At 41.5% G+C, this 24,265-nt stretch carries 14 protein-coding genes; 2 read left to right on the top strand and 12 right to left on the bottom strand.

Translation table 11 applies throughout. The features are described 5' to 3' along the window. Nucleotides 1-3: 3 nt before the first annotated feature. The 5 genes from ABD985_RS04325 to ABD985_RS04305 all read right to left on the bottom strand — a co-directional run bounded on the left by ABD985_RS04325 (nucleotide 4) and on the right by ABD985_RS04305 (nucleotide 8,271). Entirely contained in the window at nucleotides 4-1,605 is a 1,602-nt protein-coding gene (locus ABD985_RS04325) for a RagB/SusD family nutrient uptake outer membrane protein (RefSeq protein WP_345369502.1), read from the bottom strand. Between the two features lie 19 nt (nucleotides 1,606-1,624). Further along, the gene (locus ABD985_RS04320; protein WP_345369500.1) at nucleotides 1,625-4,615 is read right to left on the bottom strand and encodes a SusC/RagA family TonB-linked outer membrane protein; all 2,991 of its coding nucleotides are present in this window, start codon (nucleotides 4,613-4,615) and stop codon (nucleotides 1,625-1,627) included. A gap of 943 nt (nucleotides 4,616-5,558) precedes the next feature. Next, nucleotides 5,559-6,251, bottom strand: a complete 693-nt coding sequence (locus ABD985_RS04315) for a hypothetical protein (RefSeq protein WP_345369498.1) — start codon at nucleotides 6,249-6,251, stop codon at nucleotides 5,559-5,561. A 581-nt stretch (nucleotides 6,252-6,832) separates the two neighbouring features. Beyond that, complete coding sequence (locus ABD985_RS04310; protein WP_345369496.1) at nucleotides 6,833-7,546, bottom strand: SDR family oxidoreductase; 714 nt, start codon at nucleotides 7,544-7,546, stop codon at nucleotides 6,833-6,835. Nucleotides 7,547-7,791: 245 nt separating this feature from the next. Next, nucleotides 7,792-8,271 (bottom strand): hypothetical protein, encoded by a 480-nt coding sequence (locus tag ABD985_RS04305; RefSeq protein WP_345369495.1) that lies wholly within the window; start codon nucleotides 8,269-8,271, stop codon nucleotides 7,792-7,794. A gap of 209 nt (nucleotides 8,272-8,480) precedes the next feature. Here ABD985_RS04305 and ABD985_RS04300 point away from each other — a divergent pair, with 209 nt between their 5' ends. Next, nucleotides 8,481-10,226, top strand: a complete 1,746-nt coding sequence (locus ABD985_RS04300) for a DUF4493 domain-containing protein (RefSeq protein ID WP_345369493.1) — start codon at nucleotides 8,481-8,483, stop codon at nucleotides 10,224-10,226. Between the two features lie 80 nt (nucleotides 10,227-10,306). Here ABD985_RS04300 and ABD985_RS04295 read toward each other — a convergent pair whose 3' ends face one another. From ABD985_RS04295 to ABD985_RS04270, 6 genes are all read right to left on the bottom strand, one after another. Continuing rightward, nucleotides 10,307-11,458, bottom strand: a complete 1,152-nt coding sequence (locus ABD985_RS04295) for a C40 family peptidase (protein WP_345369492.1) — start codon at nucleotides 11,456-11,458, stop codon at nucleotides 10,307-10,309. 92 nt (nucleotides 11,459-11,550) lie between these two features. Next, complete coding sequence (locus tag ABD985_RS04290; protein WP_345369491.1) at nucleotides 11,551-12,567, bottom strand: dipeptide epimerase; 1,017 nt, start codon at nucleotides 12,565-12,567, stop codon at nucleotides 11,551-11,553. A 527-nt stretch (nucleotides 12,568-13,094) separates the two neighbouring features. Further along, on the bottom strand, nucleotides 13,095-14,234 hold the full coding sequence (locus ABD985_RS04285; protein WP_345369489.1) for an acyl-CoA dehydrogenase family protein: 1,140 nt from the start codon (nucleotides 14,232-14,234) through the stop codon (nucleotides 13,095-13,097). Nucleotides 14,235-14,320: 86 nt separating this feature from the next. Next, nucleotides 14,321-15,343, bottom strand: coding sequence for a metal-dependent hydrolase (locus ABD985_RS04280; protein WP_345369488.1), 1,023 nt, complete (start codon nucleotides 15,341-15,343; stop codon nucleotides 14,321-14,323). A 429-nt stretch (nucleotides 15,344-15,772) separates the two neighbouring features. Then, nucleotides 15,773-19,471, bottom strand: a complete 3,699-nt coding sequence (locus ABD985_RS04275; RefSeq protein ID WP_345369486.1) for a metallophosphoesterase — start codon at nucleotides 19,469-19,471, stop codon at nucleotides 15,773-15,775. A gap of 19 nt (nucleotides 19,472-19,490) precedes the next feature. Then, nucleotides 19,491-20,351, bottom strand: coding sequence for an SdiA-regulated domain-containing protein (locus ABD985_RS04270; RefSeq protein WP_345369484.1), 861 nt, complete (start codon nucleotides 20,349-20,351; stop codon nucleotides 19,491-19,493). Between the two features lie 366 nt (nucleotides 20,352-20,717). Between ABD985_RS04270 and ABD985_RS04265 the strand changes: the two genes are divergently transcribed. Continuing rightward, on the top strand, nucleotides 20,718-21,944 hold the full coding sequence (locus ABD985_RS04265) for a hypothetical protein (RefSeq protein WP_345369483.1): 1,227 nt from the start codon (nucleotides 20,718-20,720) through the stop codon (nucleotides 21,942-21,944). Between the two features lie 353 nt (nucleotides 21,945-22,297). On the opposite strand, the gene ABD985_RS04260 is transcribed toward ABD985_RS04265, so the two are convergent. Beyond that, entirely contained in the window at nucleotides 22,298-23,929 is a 1,632-nt protein-coding gene (locus ABD985_RS04260; protein WP_345369481.1) for a SulP family inorganic anion transporter, read from the bottom strand. Nucleotides 23,930-24,265 lie beyond the last annotated feature (336 nt).

The raw sequence follows: 24,265 nt of genomic DNA, 5'->3' as shown, positions 1-24,265 counted from the left end.
TGATTAGTACCCAGCGTTCTGGCTTAGGTTAGGGTTAGCGTTCAAGTCACTTGGAGGGATCGGCATCAACTCATAGTGTGCTGAAATTGAACCACCATCAGGAAGTGAGTTTCCTTTCAATGGCCATACATAGTCTCCTCCTGTGAACTTACCGAAACGAATCAAGTCCGTTCTACGGTGTGCTTCCCAGTACAACTCACGAGCACGCTCATCCAAGATGAAGTCCAAGTCGATCGATGTTACTGCGCCAACTCCCGCTCTTGTTCTTAGCTCATTCACCATGTCAAGGCTAGTCGCTGAAACAGATCCGTTGATTCTGATATCCAACTCTGCTGCCATCAGGTAAGCATCTGCCAGACGGTATACTGGAACATCAGTATCTACAAATTCTGAAGAAGCATTATCTCCTTTAGAGCCATCTCTCTTCATATTCTTGAACTTAGTCACTGCATACCCTTCAGTAAACAAAGATTGGTCAGTGATCTCCAAGTTATGACCGTCAGTGAACCACAATGCACGAGCATCATCTGCCTCAAACAAGTTTACTAATGCCTTAGTAGTTCTGGTACCATACCAAGCACCACCACCCATATTGTCTTTGTTGGCTCCTGTAGCCGCATTGACGATAAAGGTTGTTCCTCCATATGTTCTAGAGTAGTTACCATCCTGGCTGATCGCGAAGATGATCTCGTTTGACGTATGGTTGTCTGCCAGGAAGTTAAACTCATAAGGGCTATAAGCATCTGTTCCTGCCACATCATCCGCATCCATTAGGTCGAAAGATCCGTTAGCGATTACCTCGTCTACCATTGTCTTACCTTTTTGATAGTAAGCAACATCTTCCTGACCTCTGTATACTGCGTGGTTCAAGTATAGTTTTGCCAAAGTCATTTTAGCAGCATCCTTGTTAGCTTGTCCTACGAAAGCTTCCGCTGCTGCAGGCAATACCTCAATCGCTGCCATCAACTCAGACTCAATAAAGTCGAATAACTCAGGACCTCTTTCCGACTGTCCCCAAGGCTGTGGCAACCATGCACCTACTCCTTTGTCTTCCTCAATGTTTGGAAGCTTATTTCCGAACATATCCAAAGCGTGGTAGTATGCCAATGCTCTTAGGAAACGAGCCTCTCCTACTTGTCTGTCTGTATCAGCATACTCAGTACCGTATGCTGCTGCCTGACGGATGAACTCATTTGCCAACGTCACTTGGTAAAGTGAACGATAGTAGAATGCTCTAGTGAAAGAGTTATCTGCCGTCCAGCTTACCTGGCTCAATGTAGGAAGGTCCTTATCGCCCCATCCGTTTACAGCTTCGTCTGTAGGGAACTCCTGTGCCACGAACCAAAGTCTCCAGTAAGAGCTCTCTCCTTCGTCAACACCTGCAACGTCACCGCTACCTGCAGGACCTACGTTACCTGTTACGGCAAAACCTGCATATACTTTTGAAAGTGCCTGTGCCATCGCCTCAGGACTGTTCAGCGCTTTATCTACTGTGTTTACATCTGGATCAATTGGCGTTACATCCAAGTCACCAACACATGAAGTAGTTGCCATAGCTGCGATCAACATCGCAGCTCTTGACATATTTTTGATATATGATTTCATATTGATTTCTTCAGTTTAATTAGAATGACACATTAACACCTAGCATGAATGTTCTTGGACGAGGATAGAAGCTGTTGTCGATACCACCAAAGATCTCTGGATCAATTCCCTCGTAGTTAGAGATTACGAATGCGTTGTTTACAGTACCGTAAACTCTTGCATTGATGCTGTCTCCGAACAAGCTCTTTACGTTGTAACCAACCATGATGTTATCCATTCTGAAGAATGAAGCATCCTGTACATAGTAGTCAGACAAAAGAATCTCTGTGTTGAAGTTTGTCTCCAAAGCGTTTGCGTTGATGTTACCCAAGAACTGACCTGATGTTTCAAAGTCATTGTAGTGTCCATTCAATGCTGCCATGTTGTTATACACTGCATTGCCGAAGTTTGCACGGCCTGAAGCTGAGAACTCCCAGTTTTTATAAGAAACACTTGTGTTGATACCCATCAACACTTGTGGTGCCGATTGGTTGAAGTGGTATTTGTCAAAATCATTGATCTTACCATCCTCGTTGCGGTCAACAAACATGTTCTCAATTGGGTTACCCTCATTGTCATATACTTGCTCATACACGAAGAATGAGTATGCTGGGTGACCTACTGTGTGGATTTGAACTCTGTTACCTGTACCTCCTGCGATGTCACCTGTTTCAACACCTAGGTAAGTTTCGCTCTCCACTTGTGTCAATTGTGTAATCTGATTGTCCTGTACTGCTACGTTGAAACCTAGGTCCCAGAACAAGTCACCATTATTTACCAGTTTAGTATTGATAGAGAATTCAACACCTCTCGCTTCCATAGAACCGATATTACTGATTACTCTGTTGTTGAAGTTAGATCCTACTGGAATATCTACCGTGTTCAATAGATCTGTGTTTTGCTTGTAATAAGCCTCCAATGAACCTGTAATTCTGTCATCGTAGAAACCATAATCGATACCTACGTTGTAAGTAGTCGCCTCTTCCCATTTAAGGTCCTTGTTATAAGCCTCTGGACGAAGTGACAAGTAAGGAACATTTCTACCCGTATTAGGATCAACCATTGGTGTCATGATCTGGCCTGTAGCTGGATCAACGAATGTATAAGTTGCAAACTCATTACCTCTTGTGTACTTACCGAAGTAAGGGTAGTTATCGAAGATATCCTGCTGACCAGTCACCCCGTAACCTGCACGGAATTTCAGTGCTGAAATTGTCTCAGAACCCGCTAGGAAACCTTCTTTCTTAATGTTCCATGCCAAAGCTGCTGAAGGGAATAGACCCCATCTGTTTTCTGGAGCAAATCTTGAAGAACCGTCATTTCTCAAGGTTACTGTTACCATGTAACGATCTTTCAAAGAGTAGTTTGCTCTACCGAAGAATGATACCAGGTAATTCTCATATCTGTCTACATAAACACCTCTTTCTGCTTCGTCACCCAAGAACTCTCTACCTGTGTTCTCTGTGTAGAAGTGCTGGTAAGAGTAACCACCCATGATATCGAATCTAGACTCACCAAACTCCTTAGCATACTGCAGGTAGAAGTCTAATAGATCATTTGATTTCTCAGAAGTATACTCTGTTCTCAAACCTTTACCCAAAGACTCTACGTTGAACATTGCCTCTGGAGATGTTACTGTCTCACCTTCAGACATGATACGGTCTGTCGCTACATTCAAGTTTGCTCTTAATTCAGGAAGGAAATGGAATTTATAATCCAACTGAGCGTTTGCAATCACACGATTTCCTGCTGAAACATCCGTTCTCTGGTTCAACAATGCTACTGGGTTTGCAGGCGCAATATTGATTGGAGATCCGTCTGGGTTAGTCCATGAGAAGTACTCGCCATTCTCATTTTTGATAGGCTGCGTAGGGTCCATTGCAGCGGCTGCTCCAATAGCTCCTTGGTTTGCGAATGTATTTTGAATGTTGGAGAACTTCACGGAAGCATCCACTTTCAAGTGATCATCAAACAACTTAGGGTTCAAGTTCAACGTTGCTGTTGTTCTCTGCAAGTTATCTCCTCTCAACACCCCTTCACTGTTGTTATATCCGATAGAAGCACGTACAGGCAATACGTCTGCAATGTTTCCTGCAACGGATACGTTGTGATCAGTGCTAATTGCATTTTGATAGATTTCTTCTTGCCAGTTAGTGCTAGCATCACCCATCAAGCCTTCTACTGCTGGCTTCTGTGCAACCAACACTTCTCTATACTTGTCTGCATCAAGAACATCTACAAATTGTGTAGGAGTAGATACGGATACATTACCAGCATAGTTGATCTGAAGACCACCTTTACTACCTTTCTTAGTAGTGATAATGATTACACCAGCAGATGCTCTAGAACCGTAAATTGCCGTAGCAGAAGCATCCTTCAATACCGTAAATGTTTCGATATCGTTCGGGTTGATCGTGTTCAATGGGTTTCTCATACCAGCAACACCTTCATTGGATACTGGCACACCATCGATAATGATCAAAGGATCGTTAGATGCGCTCAACGAAGAACCACCACGGATACGGATTGTTGCCGCAGCTCCTGGAGAACCACCACCATTTACAATCTGTACACCTGGCATCTTACCATTCACCAATTCTTGAGGTGAAGTGATCGCCCCTTGGTTAAAGTCTGCAGCAGTTACCGACTGTACTGAACCAGTCAAGTCATCTTTCTTTACAGAACCGTAACCGATCACGACAACTTCTTCCAGTTGATCCGCATCCGGTGAAAGACTGATTGACAAACTTGTTTGATTTCCTACGGTGATGTCTTTAGAAGTATAACCAATGTAGCTAATGGTCAAAACATCTTCCCCGTTGTTAAGTAGCAATTGGAAGCGACCGTCAAAGTCCGTTGCAGCTCCTTTTGTCGTTCCTTTTACAACTACAGATACTCCTGGTAGAGGAGATCCTGTCTCGTCAAGAACAGTACCGCTTACTGCTCTTTCCTGCGCCCATGAGTGAGCTGGCAGAATGTACAGCATCATAGCAAAAAGTAAGCTGTACAGGTTGTGTAGTTTGATTCTCATATATAAGATAGTTTACAAAAATAGATAAACAGTTAAATACTTATAGCAATAGATAAAAGGTACTATACCGTGATTTCTCACGTTTTTTAAGTCTCAAAAATATTATCCTCAAATAGTATTTTTTTGCACTTGTTTTAGCCTTTCAACAGTACATATGTACACACTTTCATTTAATATAACAATATGAATTGTCGCTTGTACAATTATATAACCCACACTTCATTAATCGTACTTTAGACATTTTTAGGTCTTTTAACACATTTCAACCGATTGCATAGAATTAACAAACAAATACAAACATTTGTAAATATTCTTTAAATAGTACAATTATTTTTTTAATTGATTTTTGTAAAAAGGTCAATTAAACTCTTGAAAAAGATCCTTCCCTAACTCACTGATTCCCTAAAAAGACTCCTTATTTTCAGGGATAAAAAAACGCATTAAGTGCATAACAAACTCTTATAAAAGTAAACCATAAAGCAAACTGCTTAAAAAGCTCATTTCAGAAGTCAACAACACGATAAAATACATAAATAATGAATCACCATTCATTTAAATCAGAAAAATACAATCACTATCGAAACCGGTTTCGTGGCGATTAAACACTTTTAAAAATACAACCCTAAATATAACACTGATCACACAGCTACCTAATCTATAAGCTCACACAAGCCTCCTCTTTAAAGTGTCTATTTTTCACTTTATATATTTCAAATTTGCATACTCTAAGTAAGACTAGGCTATTTACAACCATTAACATCACTATTATCTATTGATTTTTATCACTTTTTATAGATGTTAAACACATGTCCATCGAACACCACTACCTTCTGACATATAAAAAAAGAGCCGCCCTGAAGTTCTACTTCAAGACAGCTCTTTTTTATATTCCTATGATTAAGATTGTCGACTATTATCCCATCATTTATTGGGTTCTTTTCATTTACTTGAACAACTGTTCTGAACAATCCTTCACGGAAGCATCCAGCGCATCTAACCATCCTTTATTAATGTTACCATAAGGTAATGCTCCTTCAAAACTCCATCCCATAAAAATGATTTTTCCTTTTCCATATGGAATCACAGCGACAGTGGTATTGCCGTACTTACCATAGACATGCGTACTATTTGCTGGCAATGTCAGTGTTTCTATTGCATAGGTTCCTTTATTGTGTATCACAGCATCAGGCGCATAAGATAGATGTGACCCTCCTTCTCGAATAAAGTCAGGGTGTTTAAAGCTACAAATCCCTCCCAATTCTTGTAAGTTCAATGATAGATCAAAAGTGTAATTCAGAAGCTGTTGCTGAGCCCCAATCACCACTAAGGTTTTCCCCTCATTTACAAAATCACGTACCGCCGCCAAAGACTTCTGGGTAAATACAGGTTGCTCTCCCTCACTAAAAGGCAGCACCAAAATGTCTTTTCCCTCAATCGCTCGCCTTACCTCTGTGTAAGTTTCTCCCGAAAAGTTATTGATATGATATCCTTTTTTCTCTAAAAGTTTTAATGTACTACTTACCTCCGAGCTCTCCTGCTTGATATTATACAATGAGATTTCTTGTGCATTGAGATAGGTGGCTGCCAGGTATAGCACAAAGCAGAATAGCAACCGCTTGGTTAACATTTTTTTCATAGTTCAGATCAGTAAATAGGTTAATCGAGTTATTAATAAGTTCATCAATGGGTTGAGAAATTGTTTGGAATCCCGAAAGATGTGATTCCAAACAAGCTCTGAATCACAGATTACATTTTCTGCTTTTCTTAACTCTAACATAGCTAAATAACACCGTGCAAATCAAATCCCTTCACAAATATTACATGAGGAAAAAAGAGGTAATAGACCAAAATATGAATCATCCCATATTAACAAATGGCTTAGCTTTCTGAGAATTCATCACTTTACAGCTATCTCAAAAGTCCTTTATGAGCTTCTTCATTTTTTCCTTGATGAAAAAACGAAGCAAAAAAATCAAGGCTTTGAAGAATTTGCCTAATTTCTAATCGCAAAAGCTAAAAATTCCAAACTCGCTGCGCTCAAACAATGGAATTTTCTTAACGCTTTTACGATTAAAAATTTTAACGGCAATTCTTCAAGGCCACTTTTAGATATATAAAGGCACTTTTTAAAGAAAAAAATATGAGCCACCCCTTAAATGTTAATATGGGATGACTCATCTTTAAAGATCTATCTATTTAAATGGTGAAGTAATTAGGCTATTTAGATGGCGGAGTAGTTGGACGCACTTCCACTTTACTAGGTAACGTACGAGGATGCATATGAAGCAAATCCATCACCATCTGCCCAATATCTTCCGGCTGAATTTTCCAGGCGTCGGCTTCACTTGGCGTATGATTATTGAAATAAGTACTCACTGATCCTGGCATAATGGTCGTTACTTTTACACCATACTGACGCAAATCCAACATGATTGCCTGCGTAAAGCCTACCAATCCGAACTTGGATGCATTATACGCTGCTCCGGAAGCAAAAAAGTTGGTACCGGCCAAACTAGCAATTGTAATAATATAGCCTTGGGCCTTCTTAATCGGCTCCAGAGATGCCTTGACCGTATTGAATACGCCGGTAAGGTTCGTGTCAATTGTAGCATTCCACTGTTCTGCAGACAACTCATCAATAGGTGCAAAATACCCTACTCCTGCATTAGCTATCACTACATCTAATGAGCCCCAGTCCGATACAATTTCATTGACGACAGTCTCTTGCCCTGCCAAGTCTGTAACATCGACTTGAAAGGTCTTTACTTCTCCTATTTTTTCAAGTTTTGCTTTGGCATCTGCCAAATCCTCTGTATCGCGGCCAGTAATAGCGACTTTCATACCTTGCTGTAACATTGCTTCCGCCACACCTAGTCCGATTCCTTTGTTGCCTCCTGTAATCAGGGCTGTTTTTCCTTGTAGTTTTTCCATTGGTTCTGTTTTAAAATAAACAATCAGTGTTTGTTCATGATGTTTAGTTGAATTGTTGAGTACCTTATACGGAATCAACAACTAAACATTATGAACGAGCGAAGCTCAACTAAACATTATGAACATGATTATTTAAGTTAAACAAGTCAATAGGTATCCTGTTCAAAAACATAAAAAAAGCTTGAAGAAATTTCTCTCTTCAAGCTTAACCACTATAGCACCGCTCTATTGATCATTCAAAATTATCAAAAAGCATATACCAGGTCTAGTGTTGCTCCCATATTAAGGTGTTTGGTGTGGATATCTACTCCTGGAGATACGGTGACGCCTGTACTCCAATGCTCCGATAAGGTATAGGCCAGGCCAGATTGTGCAATAATAGAGGTATGTACCTCACCATCATGCCCCTCTGTTCCATCTTCCATCCCCACTGTACCGCCAAAGCCTACAAAAGTACCAAATGGGCTATTTCTAAAAGGCAGTTCACGTACTAGGCAACCTGCAAAATGTTTTCCGGTATCTTCTACTGACATCTGTACTTTCATTTCTGGAGCAAAATAGACAGAACCAGTAAACTCAAAGTGCATTGCTGAGTTATAGGATACTTCCAGTTCAAAATGGTGGGATTCGTGTTTTTCTTTTGGGATATGTAGGTCACTCCATTGCTGTGCCCATAAAGGTATTGTGGCCAACATACTCAAAAGCGTGAGAGTGTACTTCTTCATAGCTCTTAAAAGTTTGTTGTTGTGTTACATTACACAAAGGTAAGGTAGACTGATTTCATTACTTTTTAAGAGGTGTTAATCACCGTCAGTTGACAATAGATTTCATCTTTATTAACACGGAGTTATCCATATTTAAGAATTCTTTGTAATTTCCCTCTATAAAATTTTTATCCCGAAAAGAAATCTCACCATCAATAGCTAAAACGCATATGCTTGATAAAGTATATTTCTGGACTTTTTTGTCATTCCTTATGCTGTCCTCTTGTCAGGACAAGCTCAATGAACTGAATAACTTCCCCGAGATGGGAAGTGTGAAATTAACCCTGGAGGAGCTTCCTTTAGAGGACAATCACTTACCTTTTCTTACTGGACATCCGGGAAATTTCTCCGTACATATTTATAATACAGAGCACCTGAATGATGAAGAAGCATCCCCTCTCATCACCTATAGTCAATATGACAGCATACCGCTGAATGTTTTACTTCCTGCGGGAACCTATACTGCCCAGGTACATTCTCAGAATACTTCAGAGGCTTATTTTGACACGTTATTTTATTACTATGGAGAAAATACCTTCACGATAGAAGGAGGAACTTCCCAAGAACTCTCCATTCCTTACCAGCTAAGTAATAGTAGTATTGCGCTGACTTTCGGTGAGAATGTCAGTTCTATTTTTGATAGCTATTTTGCCATATACTCCACTGATCAGAAGCAATTGGAAATTTCTTCCAATGAAACTCGAAAAGGGTATTTTGGACCTTCAAATGTCGCAATCAATATATCTTTAGTAAAAAACGACAACCCGTTTACCCTCAAAAAGGTCATTGAACTAGATCCTAAAGAAGCTATTGAACTACAAGTTGACCTGATTAAGGAAGATGGACAGTATTGGCTTTCTTTGGATGATACCTCTACTGAAGAAGCTTTTGAGCGTAAATCCATTAAATCTATTTCTTGGTATAGCCATACCCTGGAGGAAGTCAATGCATCTACGCACGGCGAACAACTCATTGAGCTATCTACAGGTGGATATGTTGCCATGGCTGAAAATAATGCAAAGACTAACTCTTACTTAGTTAGCTACAATGATTTTGGTGTTGTAATATGGGAGCATACAATCAGTAATTTCACTGGAAGCATGACAGAAATTGATGAAAAGCTAGTCGTAATAGGAAACTACATCAATGACGAAACTCCTGTCGCTATTACTTTTGATCACGATGGAACAATCACTAAAGAGGAAAGCATACCTCTCAACGGTTATGTACGGGCAATTCATAAATTAGAGGATAGCCCTTTAAAGCTTCTTCTGACAGATACTCCAGGAGAACAAATGAAATCACTACGATTCATTTCATTAGATGATACATTTAACGTATTGAATGACCTCCCGCTTATAGAAAATGAATTTGCGACAAGTTACTATTGGGGTAATTACCTTATCGATGCTGCCACTCAAGAGGAAACTGTAGTTTGTTTTCAAGATCAACTTTTCCGCATATCTGCTACTGCTGTGACAAAGCATACATTGGAGCACCTGACTTATGCGACAGACATGATGACGAATATACAAGGGGAAGTAGTTATTTCAGGAGAGAACACTCAAGAAGGCAACAGTATACTCAGTAAACTAAATGAAAGGAATGAGACCTTGTGGAGCAGCAATCCATCAAGTACTGGTGACATCATAGCCTTTACACATAACTCCAAAGATCACTATGTAACCTGTATAGAAAGTCACAATTACTTTACTACTTATTTTGTCACGGTCAATGAACAAGGAGTTGTAGAAGAAACTACTTACTTGACGGACAGGTTTACTACTCCTGGAGATATTCTATCGTCTTCTGACAACCTAGGGTATATTGTTACAGGTGGGAATATTAATGTCACTAATACCTCTTCTCTTTTTGTTGCTAAGCTGAACCAAAGTAGGCAACTGGACATTGAGTAATCTATTTTAATTTTCAATGATTAATTTTCAATTTTCATTCACTCATTAAAAATTGAAAATTAATCATTGAAAATTAAAAACTAATCATTATTCAAGATACGCTTCACCCTAAGGAATCTACCAAGGTTATAAGCATCATAATGTGTATCCTCTTTATCAAAGCTGCTAATATGCACGTTCCCTTGAGAGTGAATAAACTGCTGATCTCCAATCCACATCCCTACGTGAACTACCTTTTCCTTTCCTTCTTTGGTTCTTCTACCGAAGAACAATAGATCTCCTACTTCCAGGTTCTTAAAGTTCCCTACAGTATCTACTGCGATTCCTTCATGCACTTGTAAAGAAGCATCACGAGGAAGTTGCATTCCATTCATGGCATATACTTGTCCGGTAAAGCCACTACAGTCAACGCCTTTATAAGAATTTCCACCCCAGCAATATGGCACTCCCATAAAGCTATAGGCTGTTTTCAATAAGTTATCTGTCGTTAGGTTTCTAGATTTTTGCCACTCCGAAAGCTTGGACGCCTCTGATCGCTTAACCAATCCTGTACGGCCATCCGGATAGGCAACCACGAATCCTTCAGCTGTTTCTTTCAACAACGGCAACTGATTCCCATAAACCAAATCAGAAGCCAGTGCATTTTTCATTGGAAATTTCTCATTGGGAATTGCCTGAGCCGTTCCAACTTTTTCTGTATAAATAATACGGTCTGCCTTGTTCCAAGCTTCATATTCCTCAGGAGTCATAGTCTGTACTGTAGTGGTATTGGCCCACCCCAAATAGTCGTCTGAGGTTTGTACTAAATACCAATCTCTCTTCTTATCCAGAATCTTCAATGATTCTCCCAATAGTCCCTGCTTGGCCATTCCAGCAGAATACGCTGGTCTTACCCTAAAGTTAATCACGGAGCTATTTACAACTCCATAGATCTTATCTCCCAACTCTGCTGCAGGCAGCAAGCGTAGACTATCCACAATCTCTTTATTCCACTGCTCCATTTCCTGAAGTAGTGCTTTGTGGGCTTCTGGTTTATTGGTTTCTCCTTTGAGGATTAACTTATTGCCTTCTACATGAGCTTCTGCTTTCAGTACGGCCAAACGGCTATCCGGAGCATATTGCTGCTTTACTTCTGAGAATAGGGTATTAAACTCTTCTTGTACTTGTTGCTGAGGGTTCTCGCATGAAGCGATTCCCATGGCTGCTATTGCAGCGAGTATCCATTTTTTCATATTTATATTATTTTTCACAGGGCGATGCCCTGTGCTATTTAAGCTATTCCTTATGCTATTTGGACGATACCCTGTGCTATTTGAGCACGTCCTTACGAATTTTTCAAATTAACGCCATTACCATTTTCGGTGGCAAACTGTACATGGCCATTTACCAATTGAACGCCTATCGCAGGGTCTTCCTTTAGTAACATCGCTCCATCCATATCTACGTAATCCAATAAAGGCAATAGTTGTGCAATGGCTGAAATTCCCACCGTAGACTCTGTCATACACCCTACCATTACTTTCATTTGATTTGCTCTTGCCTTCTCAATCATCCTACGAGCTACTGTCAATCCACCACACTTGGTCAATTTGATATTGATACCATGGAAATGACCAATACATTTCTCTACATCTTCTTCCACAATACAAGACTCATCAGCGATCAATGGAAGTGCTGAGTGTTTCATTGCTTCTTTCATCCCCTCCCAGTTATCGGCTTTCATAGGTTGTTCAATGAACTCCACGCCTAGTGTCTTCATTACTCGGGCATTTTCAATAGTCTCCTCCACACTCCAGGCACAGTTAGCATCTACTCTAAAGATAGCATCCGTGTGTTTTCTCAAGGTCTTGATAATCTCAATATCTTCCGATGTTCCCAGCTTGATTTTATACAAAGGCCAAGGAACTTCTTGCATTTTGGACAGCATTTTATCTACCGTATCAATCCCTATAGTATAATTGGACATCGGCATATTGATAGCTTCCAAGCCCCACATCTTATATGTCGGCATTCCTTTCTTCTTCCCCAATAGATCATGGGCCGCTTCGTCCAGTGCACAAAGTGGAAAACTCTTGTTCCCGATCAACCCTGAAATTTTATTATAAAAGTCATCAGTCGAAGCGATCTCCACATCTGCTAGTGGTGTTTTCAAACTATTAACGGCCTCTATAATACTCTCTCTACTTACACCATAGTAAGGATTGGCTGTAGCCTCTCCATATCCCTTAAAATTACCATCTGTTAGTTCTACAATAACCGATTGTTGTACATCACGCTGGTCGTGTGCGATCTTGAATGTATGTCTCAACGGCAAGTCTACCGCATATACGTTGATTTCCATAAAAAATATTTTTGAAGTCTTCTTTGTTGAATCATTGAATCCATGACATGGTGTCTCGAATTTCACCTTCGATGCGTTGAATTGTTTATTGAAGTCAATTAACAATTCAATACTATTTAAAGTCCTACTTATTACAACGTATAAGAGTCCCAAAGAGGTATTTTGTACCCTCTACATCCACTCATACCTCTTGAGAAGGGACGCTCAAAAAATGAAAAAGGTCGTAGCGTGATTAAGATTGAAAAAATAACCGTCATACTACCTAATGGCTTTGTTGAACCGTTGAATCGTTGAATTTCACCTTTGGTGAGTTGATTCGAGTTGAATCGTTTATTGAATTCTATAAACGATTCAACTCGAATCAAGACGCCATGTAATGGATTCAACAAAGCTGTTGGGTAGTGTGACGGATAAATATTCAAACTTAATAACGCTACGACCGGTATATATTTGTACCGCCCAATATATCGTTGCACTGTTCATCGAGTTTAATCAATAGCTCAAGTCCAATCAACGATTAAACAACATCAAGAAAGAATTGCTCGGGAAATGACCAACTTCTGAATCTCGGAGGTTCCTTCACCGATGGTACATAGCTTGACATCTCGGTAATACTTTTCTACGGGATAGTCTTTCGTAAAACCATACCCTCCGAAAATCTGAACGGCTTCGTTGGCTACACGGCAAGCCACCTCTGAAGCATAGTACTTCGCCATGGCTGACTCTTTGTTCACTTTCTTTCCTTCATTCTTTAAAGTAGCGGCTTGGGCGATCAGTAAACGAGAAGCTTCTATTTCTGTTGCCATATCCGCTAGTTTAAAAGATATTCCCTGAAAAGTGGCAATCGGCTTTCCAAACTGCTGTCTTTCTTGTGCATAGGCCAATGCGGCCTCATAAGCTCCCTGGGCAATCCCCAAACTTAAAGCTGCAATGGAAATTCTTCCGCCATCCAAAATTTTCATTGCCTGAACAAATCCTTCTCCTACCTTCCCCAGTACATTAGATTCATGCACTTTACAGTCCTGAAAAATTAGTTCTGCCGTTTCTGAAGTACGCATCCCTAGTTTTTTCTCTTTCTTTCCGGAAGTAAACCCTTCTGTCCCTTTCTCAATTACAAAGGCCGTCATACCGTGCGCATCTCCTTGTGCACCTGTTCTGGCAATGACTACTGCTACATTTCCGCTAATTCCATGGGTAATGAAGTTCTTGGAGCCATTCAAAATCCAATATTCTCCTTCTTTTTTTGCGGTAGTCTTCATACGTCCAGCGTCCGAGCCGGTATTAGGTTCGGTCAACCCCCAGGCACCTATCCATTCTCCGGAGGCCAGCTTAGGCAACCAGCGTTGTTTTTGCTCTTCATTCCCAAACGACAAGATATGTCCCGTACAAAGGGAATTATGTGCCGCCATGGACAATCCTATACCCGGATCAAACTTGGCGAGTTCGGCAATGGCTCTCACATACTCATGATAGCCAAAACCACTCCCTCCATAAGCCTCCGGCACCAATACGCCCATAAGGCCTAGCTCTCCTAGCTTGTGAAAAATTTCTACCGGAAAGTGTTCTTGCTCATCCCACTCATCCCGATAAGGGGCAATATGAATCTCGCCAAAGTCACGGACGGATTGGGCTATCATTTCTTGGGTTTCTGCTTGTAGTGTTTGCATATGGTAATTCAATGGTTAGTTGTAGATGTATATGGATTTTTGTAAGGGATTTAAGACAAACCCCACGATAAAATATTAAATTTCAATTAATTCCCTATAATTCTATACCAATAATCCAACAGATAATTTTCATCTGGCCTAAAAGAAAACGGTCGCTGCTCAAAGGACAAAGTATTCGTATGTGGATCTTTGATCACCTCATAGATAAATACAAATTGCCCGTGTTCTCCTGCTCTCCAACCATTAAACTGTCCAAATCTTACGTCATTGATCTTTAATCGATTTTCCATAGGACTCTCTACGGTATAGTATCCCTTCGTTACATAGAGCAAGTTCTTAAGCTTTTCTGTACGAGGAAAATCCTCCATCAACTCATAATTTTTAGGAAAGAAATCGAATATCACTGACCTTTCTGCAGCATCCAACAAAGAATAAAAGCCTGTATAAAATCCTTCATCCGTATCAGCGATCACAGACCACAATAGGGTATTCATTGGCGTGGCCTTAACAATATAACGATCAAACTTAATCCCTTGTTTATTCATTTCCTCCTCCATGACCTGTTCAACATGCATCTGAGCCAGCAAGCCGAAAATCAAGTAAAGCGTACTTATCCCTAACCCTGCCAAATTGTAGTTTCTTCTCTTGGCAGACCCTTTGCGCCGTAAGATGGCTAGTATCAAGAAAACAGCGAATGGTATCGTATAAAAAGGGTCAATCACAAATACCGAATAAGTTGAATACCCATAACGGGTAAAAGGATACAGGAGCTGCGTCCCCCAAGTGGTGCAAGTATCCAACAAGCTATGCGTCAGAAACCCCCAGAAAAACAGCCAATACCAATCCTTGTAACGCGTATTGCTACGATACCAAGGATATACTAAACGAGCAAAAACAAAAGAGGCCAGCACGCAAAACAACAAGGAATGTGTGATACTTCGATGAAACATCAACTCTTCAACAACATCCATAAATGGCTGTGAAAGTACATCCAGGTCAGGAATTGTTCCTGCTACTGCCCCCCACAATGGCGCTTTATTTCCAATTTTACGGCCTAATACTGCTTCTCCTACGGAAGCTCCTAATACAATTTGTGTTACAGAATCCATATGCTTTTGTTGAGGCGGCTTGCGCCGCTGGTTGAGTCGCGCTGCGCGCTGTTGAGTTTCACCTTCGGTGAGTTGAGACTTATTTGCCGCTTGCTTATCGCTTATCGCTTATCGCTTATCGCTTATCGCTTATCGCTTATCGCTTATCGCTTATCGCTTATCGCTTATCGCTTATCGCTTATCGCTTATCGTTAAGTGATGATTGGCTAATCCATTTTCGTGTACTCTTGTGATGAAGAAAAAAGTAGTGATATCTGTTTATTCGCTACATCCCTCTTAGAATCATTCTATAAAGGTAATGTTTCCCTTATTTTTATAAAATGGTTCTATGGACAATGGGTCCTATTGATTCGTGAACCCTCGCCATGAGGCGAGGGCCTGTAACACATTATCAGAATAGCACTCAGCATGCAGTGCAAGCCGACTCAACTACAGCTTTAGTCCACCGGAGATCATGATCATCAGATTTTCTTCTTCCGAGAAACCTGCGGTAAAGGATAGAGCAGTGATGTTGAATGGCAAAAAGTAAAATCCTCCTCCGAATCCATGGTGGAGTTTATTGGAGCTTTCATTGTCTTGCCATACCCTACCGGCATCCCAAAAAGCAATAAACCCTCCTGGTGCTTTTAACCAGGGCCAGCGAATACGAAAAGCTTCTAGTCTGGTTTCTACATTAGAGTAAGCATAGTACCTCCCCCAGAAGCGGTCTTTTCGATAACCCCGAATCGTTTGGTTTCCCCCTACCCGATTAGACATCAAGTAGGCATAATCTCCAAAATTAGCGGCTGCTCCTCCTCTTAGGATAAAGGTAAGATGGGCAGGCATACGTAACGTATAATACAAAGCACCTTTGGCATTCCAATTAACATAGGGGTCGGGGGCTTCTTTATCCAGGGACGTATAGGCGGTGATGGCTGTTTTAAAGTAAGCTCCAAATAAGGGTAGAAAAACCCTATTGCGGGCATCTGCCTCAAACCCTAATTGTAATCCCGCATAATGATAAGAGCGATAAATCTCTTCCTCCCTATTGTTCTCCTCAGCAAATTGATTGATAAAACGATCTCCATTTCGATCTCGGTCTACATCCCCAAAATTATAGTCCAGTCCAAACCCCAACTGGGTTTGCTTCTTTTGACCAAAGACACGAGTCAATAATGCTGTCGCAATGACCTTATTCTGATTAAGTTGATAGAAGATGTCATTGACATCGCTATATTCATTTTCATTCCCCAAACCTGCAAAGGTACTCACATAAGTTGGGAAGTTAGCATCCAAACGTACGTCCACTCCAAAAGGTCCAAAAAGCTCTGTAAAGTCTCCCTGATAGATCAAACGATTCCCTGCCGTAAAAGGCGAAATCCCTCCCATCAAAAGATGCTTAGAAGAAAATGGATCCTTCCGAAAAGCATATCGGGTCGCCAGAAAACCCCCTCCCATAATTAACTTATCCACTTGGTTAAACCCTGCAAATACCAATGGAATAGTGGTATTGTATTTAAATGCTTTTCGGTCATATGCATTCACTGTGGGGTTATTACTCAATAATGATCGAGTATCTGTTCCTTTAGTAAGTTCTGTGTTCTTTTTCTCGTCATAGACCAACACTCCTCGTTTAAATAAACGACCATCATTACTATCATCAATGATCTTGTCCTTCCCTTCACCTCCTATAACCCTCACTTTTATTCCATTCTGAGAATTTCCCTTAAGTTGAAAGACATCTTCTCCTCCCAACCCATATAGGCGTACCTCTTTGGTTTCCTCCCTGGTAAATGTTCGATGATAAATGACCTTATCGGTTTTTCCGGACTTACTGATTTTTCGAACCTTCACCTCCAGGTCATTATTTCGATAACGCTGTAACTCAAACAACTCTTGCTTATCGGAGCCTACCACATCTACTTCTTTGGAAAGACTGAGATAATAGTCCTTGGCGTAGGCATGGATACGATCTCTTCTACTTTTCAGTTTACGGATCACATCCTTACCTGAATGAGCGTATACCGAATCCGGCCACTCTCCAATACTTTGCTCTATCACACTATCCGACAATAATTGCTGCAAGGTATCGGCCATATTCAACCAGTCTTGACGATCAGGCTCCTGCAAGAAACTACGGTCAAAGAAACGGGCATTGGTATTAAACCCTGCCGGCCATTTGATCACCATGGCAAAACCTTCAATCTTGGGAAGTGCCCACTTCTGAGAGGCTAAACTTGGAATAATCCCCTCGTTCACAAAAAAAGCCTGATCCCTATCCCTTGGAATAGGACGGTATAGCTTTCCCTTCTTCTCCTTAAAAGAAGCCCATCTCCATTGATCATCGTGACGATCCCAATCACCAATAATCATATCAAACAACCTATTTCGTAAGACGAACAACTGATCGACATGATTATCATTGTCCTCCTGCAGCTTCTCCAGGACCTTTCGGGTACTTTGTATTTTCTTGGAGTTCCCAAAATAATCTGCTTCACGCCAATCATCATCCGGCCGTTCCTCAAAAAGATATAACTGCCCTCCAAAATCACGACGAAACTCTCCCAAAAGAGGATCATCAGGTAAATAAAACAACTTGGGATTGGTATGATAAACTCCCGCTGCCCTTGCCATAGGAGGAAGTACAAATGCCGCATAAGGATGGGATGCCGAGATCTGATCAGTCACGACCTCTTCGGCTACTGTTTGTCTTAAAAACCCAGGAATTGCCTTATAGGGATACTTCTCAATGGAGCGCAATACATACTGTTTTCCATTGGCAGCTTGCAAACGTAACGATTTGGTCTGCATGCCCCCACCTCTCTTTACGATCTGTAATCCTCCCTTCTCTCTAGCTAGGTCAAAAACGGGCACCTTCACGGGAGTATTCCATACTTCCCTATAATTATCTCCAAAGAATTTCCGTTTAGTGGTTCCGGCCTCATATTGTGTACTGGCCAACACGGTTACCGAATCTGGGAAGTCCCTTTCCTTTCTGGGCTCTTTTTTTGGTAAAGGCAATTTCTCATATAACCTGACTGTATACACCAAACGAGGAGTTTCTCCCTCCTTCACGACGAAATAGTCCGCCCATACTTCTCCCCCTTGATACATACTCAGGGTAGCAAATCCCTTTTCGTCCAAGGCAAATACCTTCTTGACTCCTCGACGGACATAAGAAGCTTTACTTCCTGCCCCACTCACCACCTGATGCCATTTTTCTCTGGGAACATACTGCAATGCATGCTCATGTCCGGAAACATAAACGATCCGCCCATGCTTCTGAAAGCATTTTTTGAATTGCTGTATCATATACTTATACCTGAAGTTGGAGCGATCCTGAGGAGATATCCCTAGCTTTCGAGCAATAGGGTATACAGACCCAACAATGGGTAAAGGGAGATAGGCATAGGGCTTCACAACGGTCAACGGAAAGAGATGCTCTTTCCAACTGAACTTCCCCCCATGATTACCATAGGTATACAACGGATGATGTCCCGCCACAATCACCTGCTTATCCTCATGCTTATAGAGAAGGTCTTCCAACTGGGCTATCACATCCTCCTCTGTCTCTGCGCCACAAGGTTCTTCACTGCCTTTCTCCCAAGGGTGTACCATCCATTGGGTATCTATTAACAGTAAGACCAAGGAATCATTCAATACAATCTCTTCTGGTCCCGGGCATCCTTCTTTAGGGTAATAGTGTAGATTATCCATATCTAGACTACCCACGAAACGTTGCTGCTCGATAACCTGCCCCCAGCCATCCTTACGCCCTTTCTTCCAATCGTGGTTACCGGGAATCATATACACCTCTCCGACATATTCCTGAAAATTCCTCAACTGACTATCCAAAATACGCTCACCTCTTTCCCTGTCCTCATGTTCCTTCGGATATAGCCCTTTGGGATATAGATTATCTCCCAAAAACACGACCATACTATTGGTCTTGCTATTGTTGGCCATTTTTGCCAGTTGCTCAATAATCGGCAAGCCCTCCTCTTCTCCAGTATCTCCAATCAGGAATAAGGTAAATTGCTTCTTCGTTTCAGGAGGGCGATCCTGTGCATAAGTGTAATGATGGGACAAAAAAGCCCCCATACAACATAAAAAGTATAGTAGTACTATCCGTCGATAGGTTAAGAACATAGTAATTGTTTTTGAGTCATCATTGCATCTTAAAAGACAGAATATACCCTCTGCCCCACTTCCCTTCACTACTGATCAGCAGCTCACCATCCGGTAAGAAAGTAATCCCCTCTGCTTGCTCAAACAAGGCTTCATCCAGTAAATAAAGATCCTTGGGGTCTCCTTCTGCCGTACAAACTAGCAGCTTCTTTCCTTTATGAGCTAATATATAGTAGTCCCCGGTCAATGGATGTACTGCCAAATCCGAGGGAGCAAATTTATCGTCTGCGTCGGGATTCAAATCGTCAAAGCGCTTGGAATAGATGCGAAATCGTTCCTCTGGCTCTAATACTTCCTTATCAATATTCCATTGATAGACCTTTCTCACACTCTTCTTTCCTTTTTTTCCTTCCAAAGAAGGTGCACCTTTGGGGAGTATTAATAAATGCGTTTTTGCCGCATCCAAACAAAGTCCCTCAATATCATTCTTGCGGGTAAATGGAAGAATATACTGCTGACTTTCTAACCGCCCCTTCTCCAGGGAAAAACGATGTAGCTCTCCTGTACTATTGATTACAAAACACTCCTCCTCCCGTACCGCAATACCCTCATAGTCCTCTGCCCGCCCAAAGATCACTCCTTCTACGACTCTTTTTTGGTTCAAATCATACACATAGACCTCCCCCTCCTCATCCTGCACCGCCAAGATCAGTCCCCCTTTCCAGTAGGTAATCCCCGACACTTCCTTCAGGATAGGAGGTAAATCCCAACGGTTGTCCGGTAAGTTCAAATTGTACTCTACATGTTCTTTTTGATCCAAGGGCGCTGATTCCTCCCGGGAAGCCTGCCGATGCTGACAAGCCCACAGCAAGCACCCACACAATAGATATAAAACTCTCATGAATAAAAAAGATAGGAAAGAATATGTATAAACAGTACGTAAGAGTAGTGTATTCTTGGCGGGAAACATACATCGCCCCGGGCGGTGCCATTGCCCCGGGCGGCGCCCGGGGTTAGAGGTAATTCTTCCAGAATTCCTTTTATATATTTGATCTCTTCTATAATTTCAAACCGAAAATTTCATTACACGTACAATACTCATTAGGGAATATTGGCAAAAAAATTGCTATAATTCAATCAAATCACCCTGAAATTATATCTCTATTCAAATATGTATAAAATACCTCTATCTATACGGGGTAGCTACGTGGCTACTCACCACAGCAGAGCTTTTTCTCAAAAAATAAGGGCTTTTACGAATAACTATATGAAAACATCTACTGTTACCTTTTTACTGCAGAAATCTATTTTGATAGGATTACTGTTTGGAGGGAGTTTGTGCTGGGGGCAGACGACTTATACTGATGCTAACCCTACCGAGGGATATGATCATACCTTTGCAAGTATTGCTGGATCAGGTACAACTATTGCTGAAAAAATTCAAAATGGTGAATACAATGTTGTTAATGGTGACTTCACTATAAATGGAAGTACACCAGATGCCAGTTCTATTACTAATAACGGAATACTTATCGTTACTGGTAATTTTGAATTAAATAATGGCTTTTTTTTGAATCCAAACATTTTCACAAATAATGGTACTATTATCGTCTTAGGTAATTTCAGTACTGATGGTACAAATACTATATTTTCCAATGGTGGTAATGTTATTGTCTATGGCGATGCCGAACTGAACGGGAATGACTTTAATAACGACGGAGGAGAAATGGTCGTAGGAGGTGAACTTTCGGGAACTGCTCTAAACACTGGAACAGGGGAATTATACGCTGACGACGATGATAATTTCACTCAAAGAAATGATGATCTTTCTACACAAACAGGAAGTGACAAAGGAATTGATGACATTCCAGATGACCCTCTAGGCGATATTATTGATGCTGTAAATGATATCTTTGATACTTCAGGCGCCCTCCCCGTAGAAATGGCCTACTTCACCGCCTCCCGTCAAGGGGAAGGGATCGTTCTGGAGTGGTCAACCACTTCAGAAGAGAACAATGACTTCTTTGAGGTACAGCGTTCTATTGATGGAAAAAGCTATACGGTCATCGAAGATGCTATTGAAGGACGTGGAGAAGGCACTCAGAATGGGCAAGACTATCGTTTTGTGGATGCTCAAGCCCCTAAAGGACTCGTCTACTACCGCCTGAAACAAGTCGATATTGATGGGAAATTTGAGTACTATAATATGGTGGTCAATCCTGCTGCTACACAGAGGACCTTCTCGGTAGACAACTACTCTGGCAATCCACTACGAGGACAGGATATGGAGCTTCAGCTTTATAACCCTATTACGCAGCAGATCTACATGGTCTTGGTCAATACCCAAGGGCAGGTGACGTATGAGCGTCGTCTATCACTGAAAGGAGGGTATACTCGTCTGCAGATTCCTGCGGATCAGATTAGTAAAGGAATGTCGGTACTAAAGATTATTTCGGCTACGAAGCAGGAGACGATAAAATTATTGAATCCTTAGCCCCGGGCGGTGCCCGGGGCAATTGGAGTTCCGCCCGGGGGTTGGGAATACCATCGCTCGTTGATGGTGTTTAGTTGAGGCCTAGAGGCACTTCTTTGAAGTGCCTCTAGGTCTTTTTTTATCCAGGCATTGCCCGGAGCTCTGCTCCTTACTGGTCGTAGATTTAGCGGAACAAACGATGTTTGGACGGCCCCACACGAGCGAAGTGAAGCTGTTCTATAACCAGCGAAGCGCCAATAGCCCCGGGCACCGCCCGGGGCAAAAAAAAACCTGCCCCATAGGAGCAGGATTTTAATTAAGCTGAATGCATAGCCCAACCGGGCCATGACTGAATAAAAATCGTTCTATATCTTTTACGCAAAAGTCTTGTGATCACCGACCATATGGTAACGAGGATCTTCCACATCGTGTTCAATCACGGCGTGTAAGTCTTTGCTGTAATTTGCTTTTTTCAATAGGGTCTGGCACTCTTCACTTAGATGACGAAGTTTCACCGTTTTCCCTAATTTCTCGTACTTCTGCACGATGCTGATGATCGCCTCAATACCAGAGTGATCCCATACGCGAGATTCTATGAAGTCAATCTCCACACGCTCTGGGTCGTTCTTTACATCGAACTTACTGTTAAACGCAGAGATCGAACCGAAGAACAATGGTCCCCAAATCTCGTAAACTTTCGTTCCATCTTCTTTTACCTTCTTACGGGCACGGATACGCTTTGCATTTTCCCAAGCAAATACTAAGGCAGAAAGTACTACCCCTGCCAGTACCGCAATGGCCAAATCAAATACGACTGTCAATGAAGATACCAGGATCAACACCAAAGCATCGTGCATAGGAATCTTGCGAAGGACACGGAAACTTGACCATGCAAACGTACCGATCACTACCATAAACATTACTCCTACCAAAGCCGCAATTGGAATCATCTCAATATACGGGGCTGCAAACAAGATAAACATGAGCAACGTCACCGCCGCTACAATTCCTGAAACCCTCGTTCTACCTCCAGAGTTGATATTAATCATTGACTGTCCAATCATGGCACATCCACCCATACCACCGAAAAGACCGGTTACGATATTGGCTGCACCTTGCGCCATACACTCTCTGTTTGTATCACCTCTCGTTTCTGTGATCTCGTCAATCAAGTTCAAAGTCATCAACGACTCAATCAATCCAATTGCTGCCAAGATCAAGGCATAAGGGAAGATAAACTTCAAGGTAGCCCAAGTCATTGGCACTTGGCTCAATGCCTCCCACTGGAAGGTTGGCAATCCACCTTCTAATCCTTGTCCTCCTCCATCTTTAATGAAAGAACCTACGGTAGCGACCATCTCTGTATCTACTAATCCACCGAAGATGGCAATCATAGACACAACAAAAATTGCGGTCAAGGCTGCTGGAAGTTTAGTCGTCAACTTAGGCAAGAAATACATAATACCCATCGTCAACAGCACTAAACCAATCATAATATACAATTGATTTCCTTCTAAAAATACTTTTTCGCCCAAATCGTTAACCTCTGTAAACATTCCCAATTGTGACAAGAAGATCACAATCGCCAGACCATTTACAAAGCCCATCATTACGGGATGCGGAATCAGACGAACAAATTTACCCAGCTTCAACACTCCTGCCAAGATCTGTAATCCACCCATCAGGATCACCGTAGCAAACAGGTAATAAAGCCCCATATTTTCTACGGGATTGGCCATTTCCAAACCCATTTCGTTTCCTTCTTTTACCAAGGATACCATCACTACTGCCAAGGCTCCTGTCGCACCAGAAATCATCCCCGGACGTCCACCAAAAGCAGAAGTAATCAATCCAATCATAAAGGCAGCGTATAAACCTACCAATGGATCTACCCCTGCCACGAAAGCAAAAGCTACTGCCTCCGGTACCAAAGCAAGGGCCACCGTAAGACCGGATAGAATGTCGTCTTTATAGTTTGCCGACTTCTTCTTAATCAATTCGAACATATCTATTTGTCAGTTAATTTTCTTCAAAGCAACCGCAATACTACCTAATAAATCAGGGGTTTGCAATTAAGCGTATATGTTACATTTTAGATTCAATAGGATTTTTCCGGGATCAATTTTCATGTAGCCCTCTCTTGCATAACATAAAGGACGACAAGATTTGAACCCGTCCACGTTAGAAAACACTACCCTTCCTCATAAAGTCCCATGTACTCCCCTCTTAATAACATTTATTCAGCAATCATTGTACAGAGCAAACTAAACACAGGACAACTCACTGATTATATAGGACTTAATTTAGAATTATTTAAATCCATTAGAAGGGGTTCACATTCT

The organism is Algivirga pacifica (assembly GCF_039543525.1).
GTDB classification, from domain to species: Bacteria; Bacteroidota; Bacteroidia; order Cytophagales; family Flammeovirgaceae; genus Algivirga; species Algivirga pacifica.
Note: the sequence above shows the minus strand (reverse complement) of the source record. Positions and strands in the feature narration are given on the sequence as shown.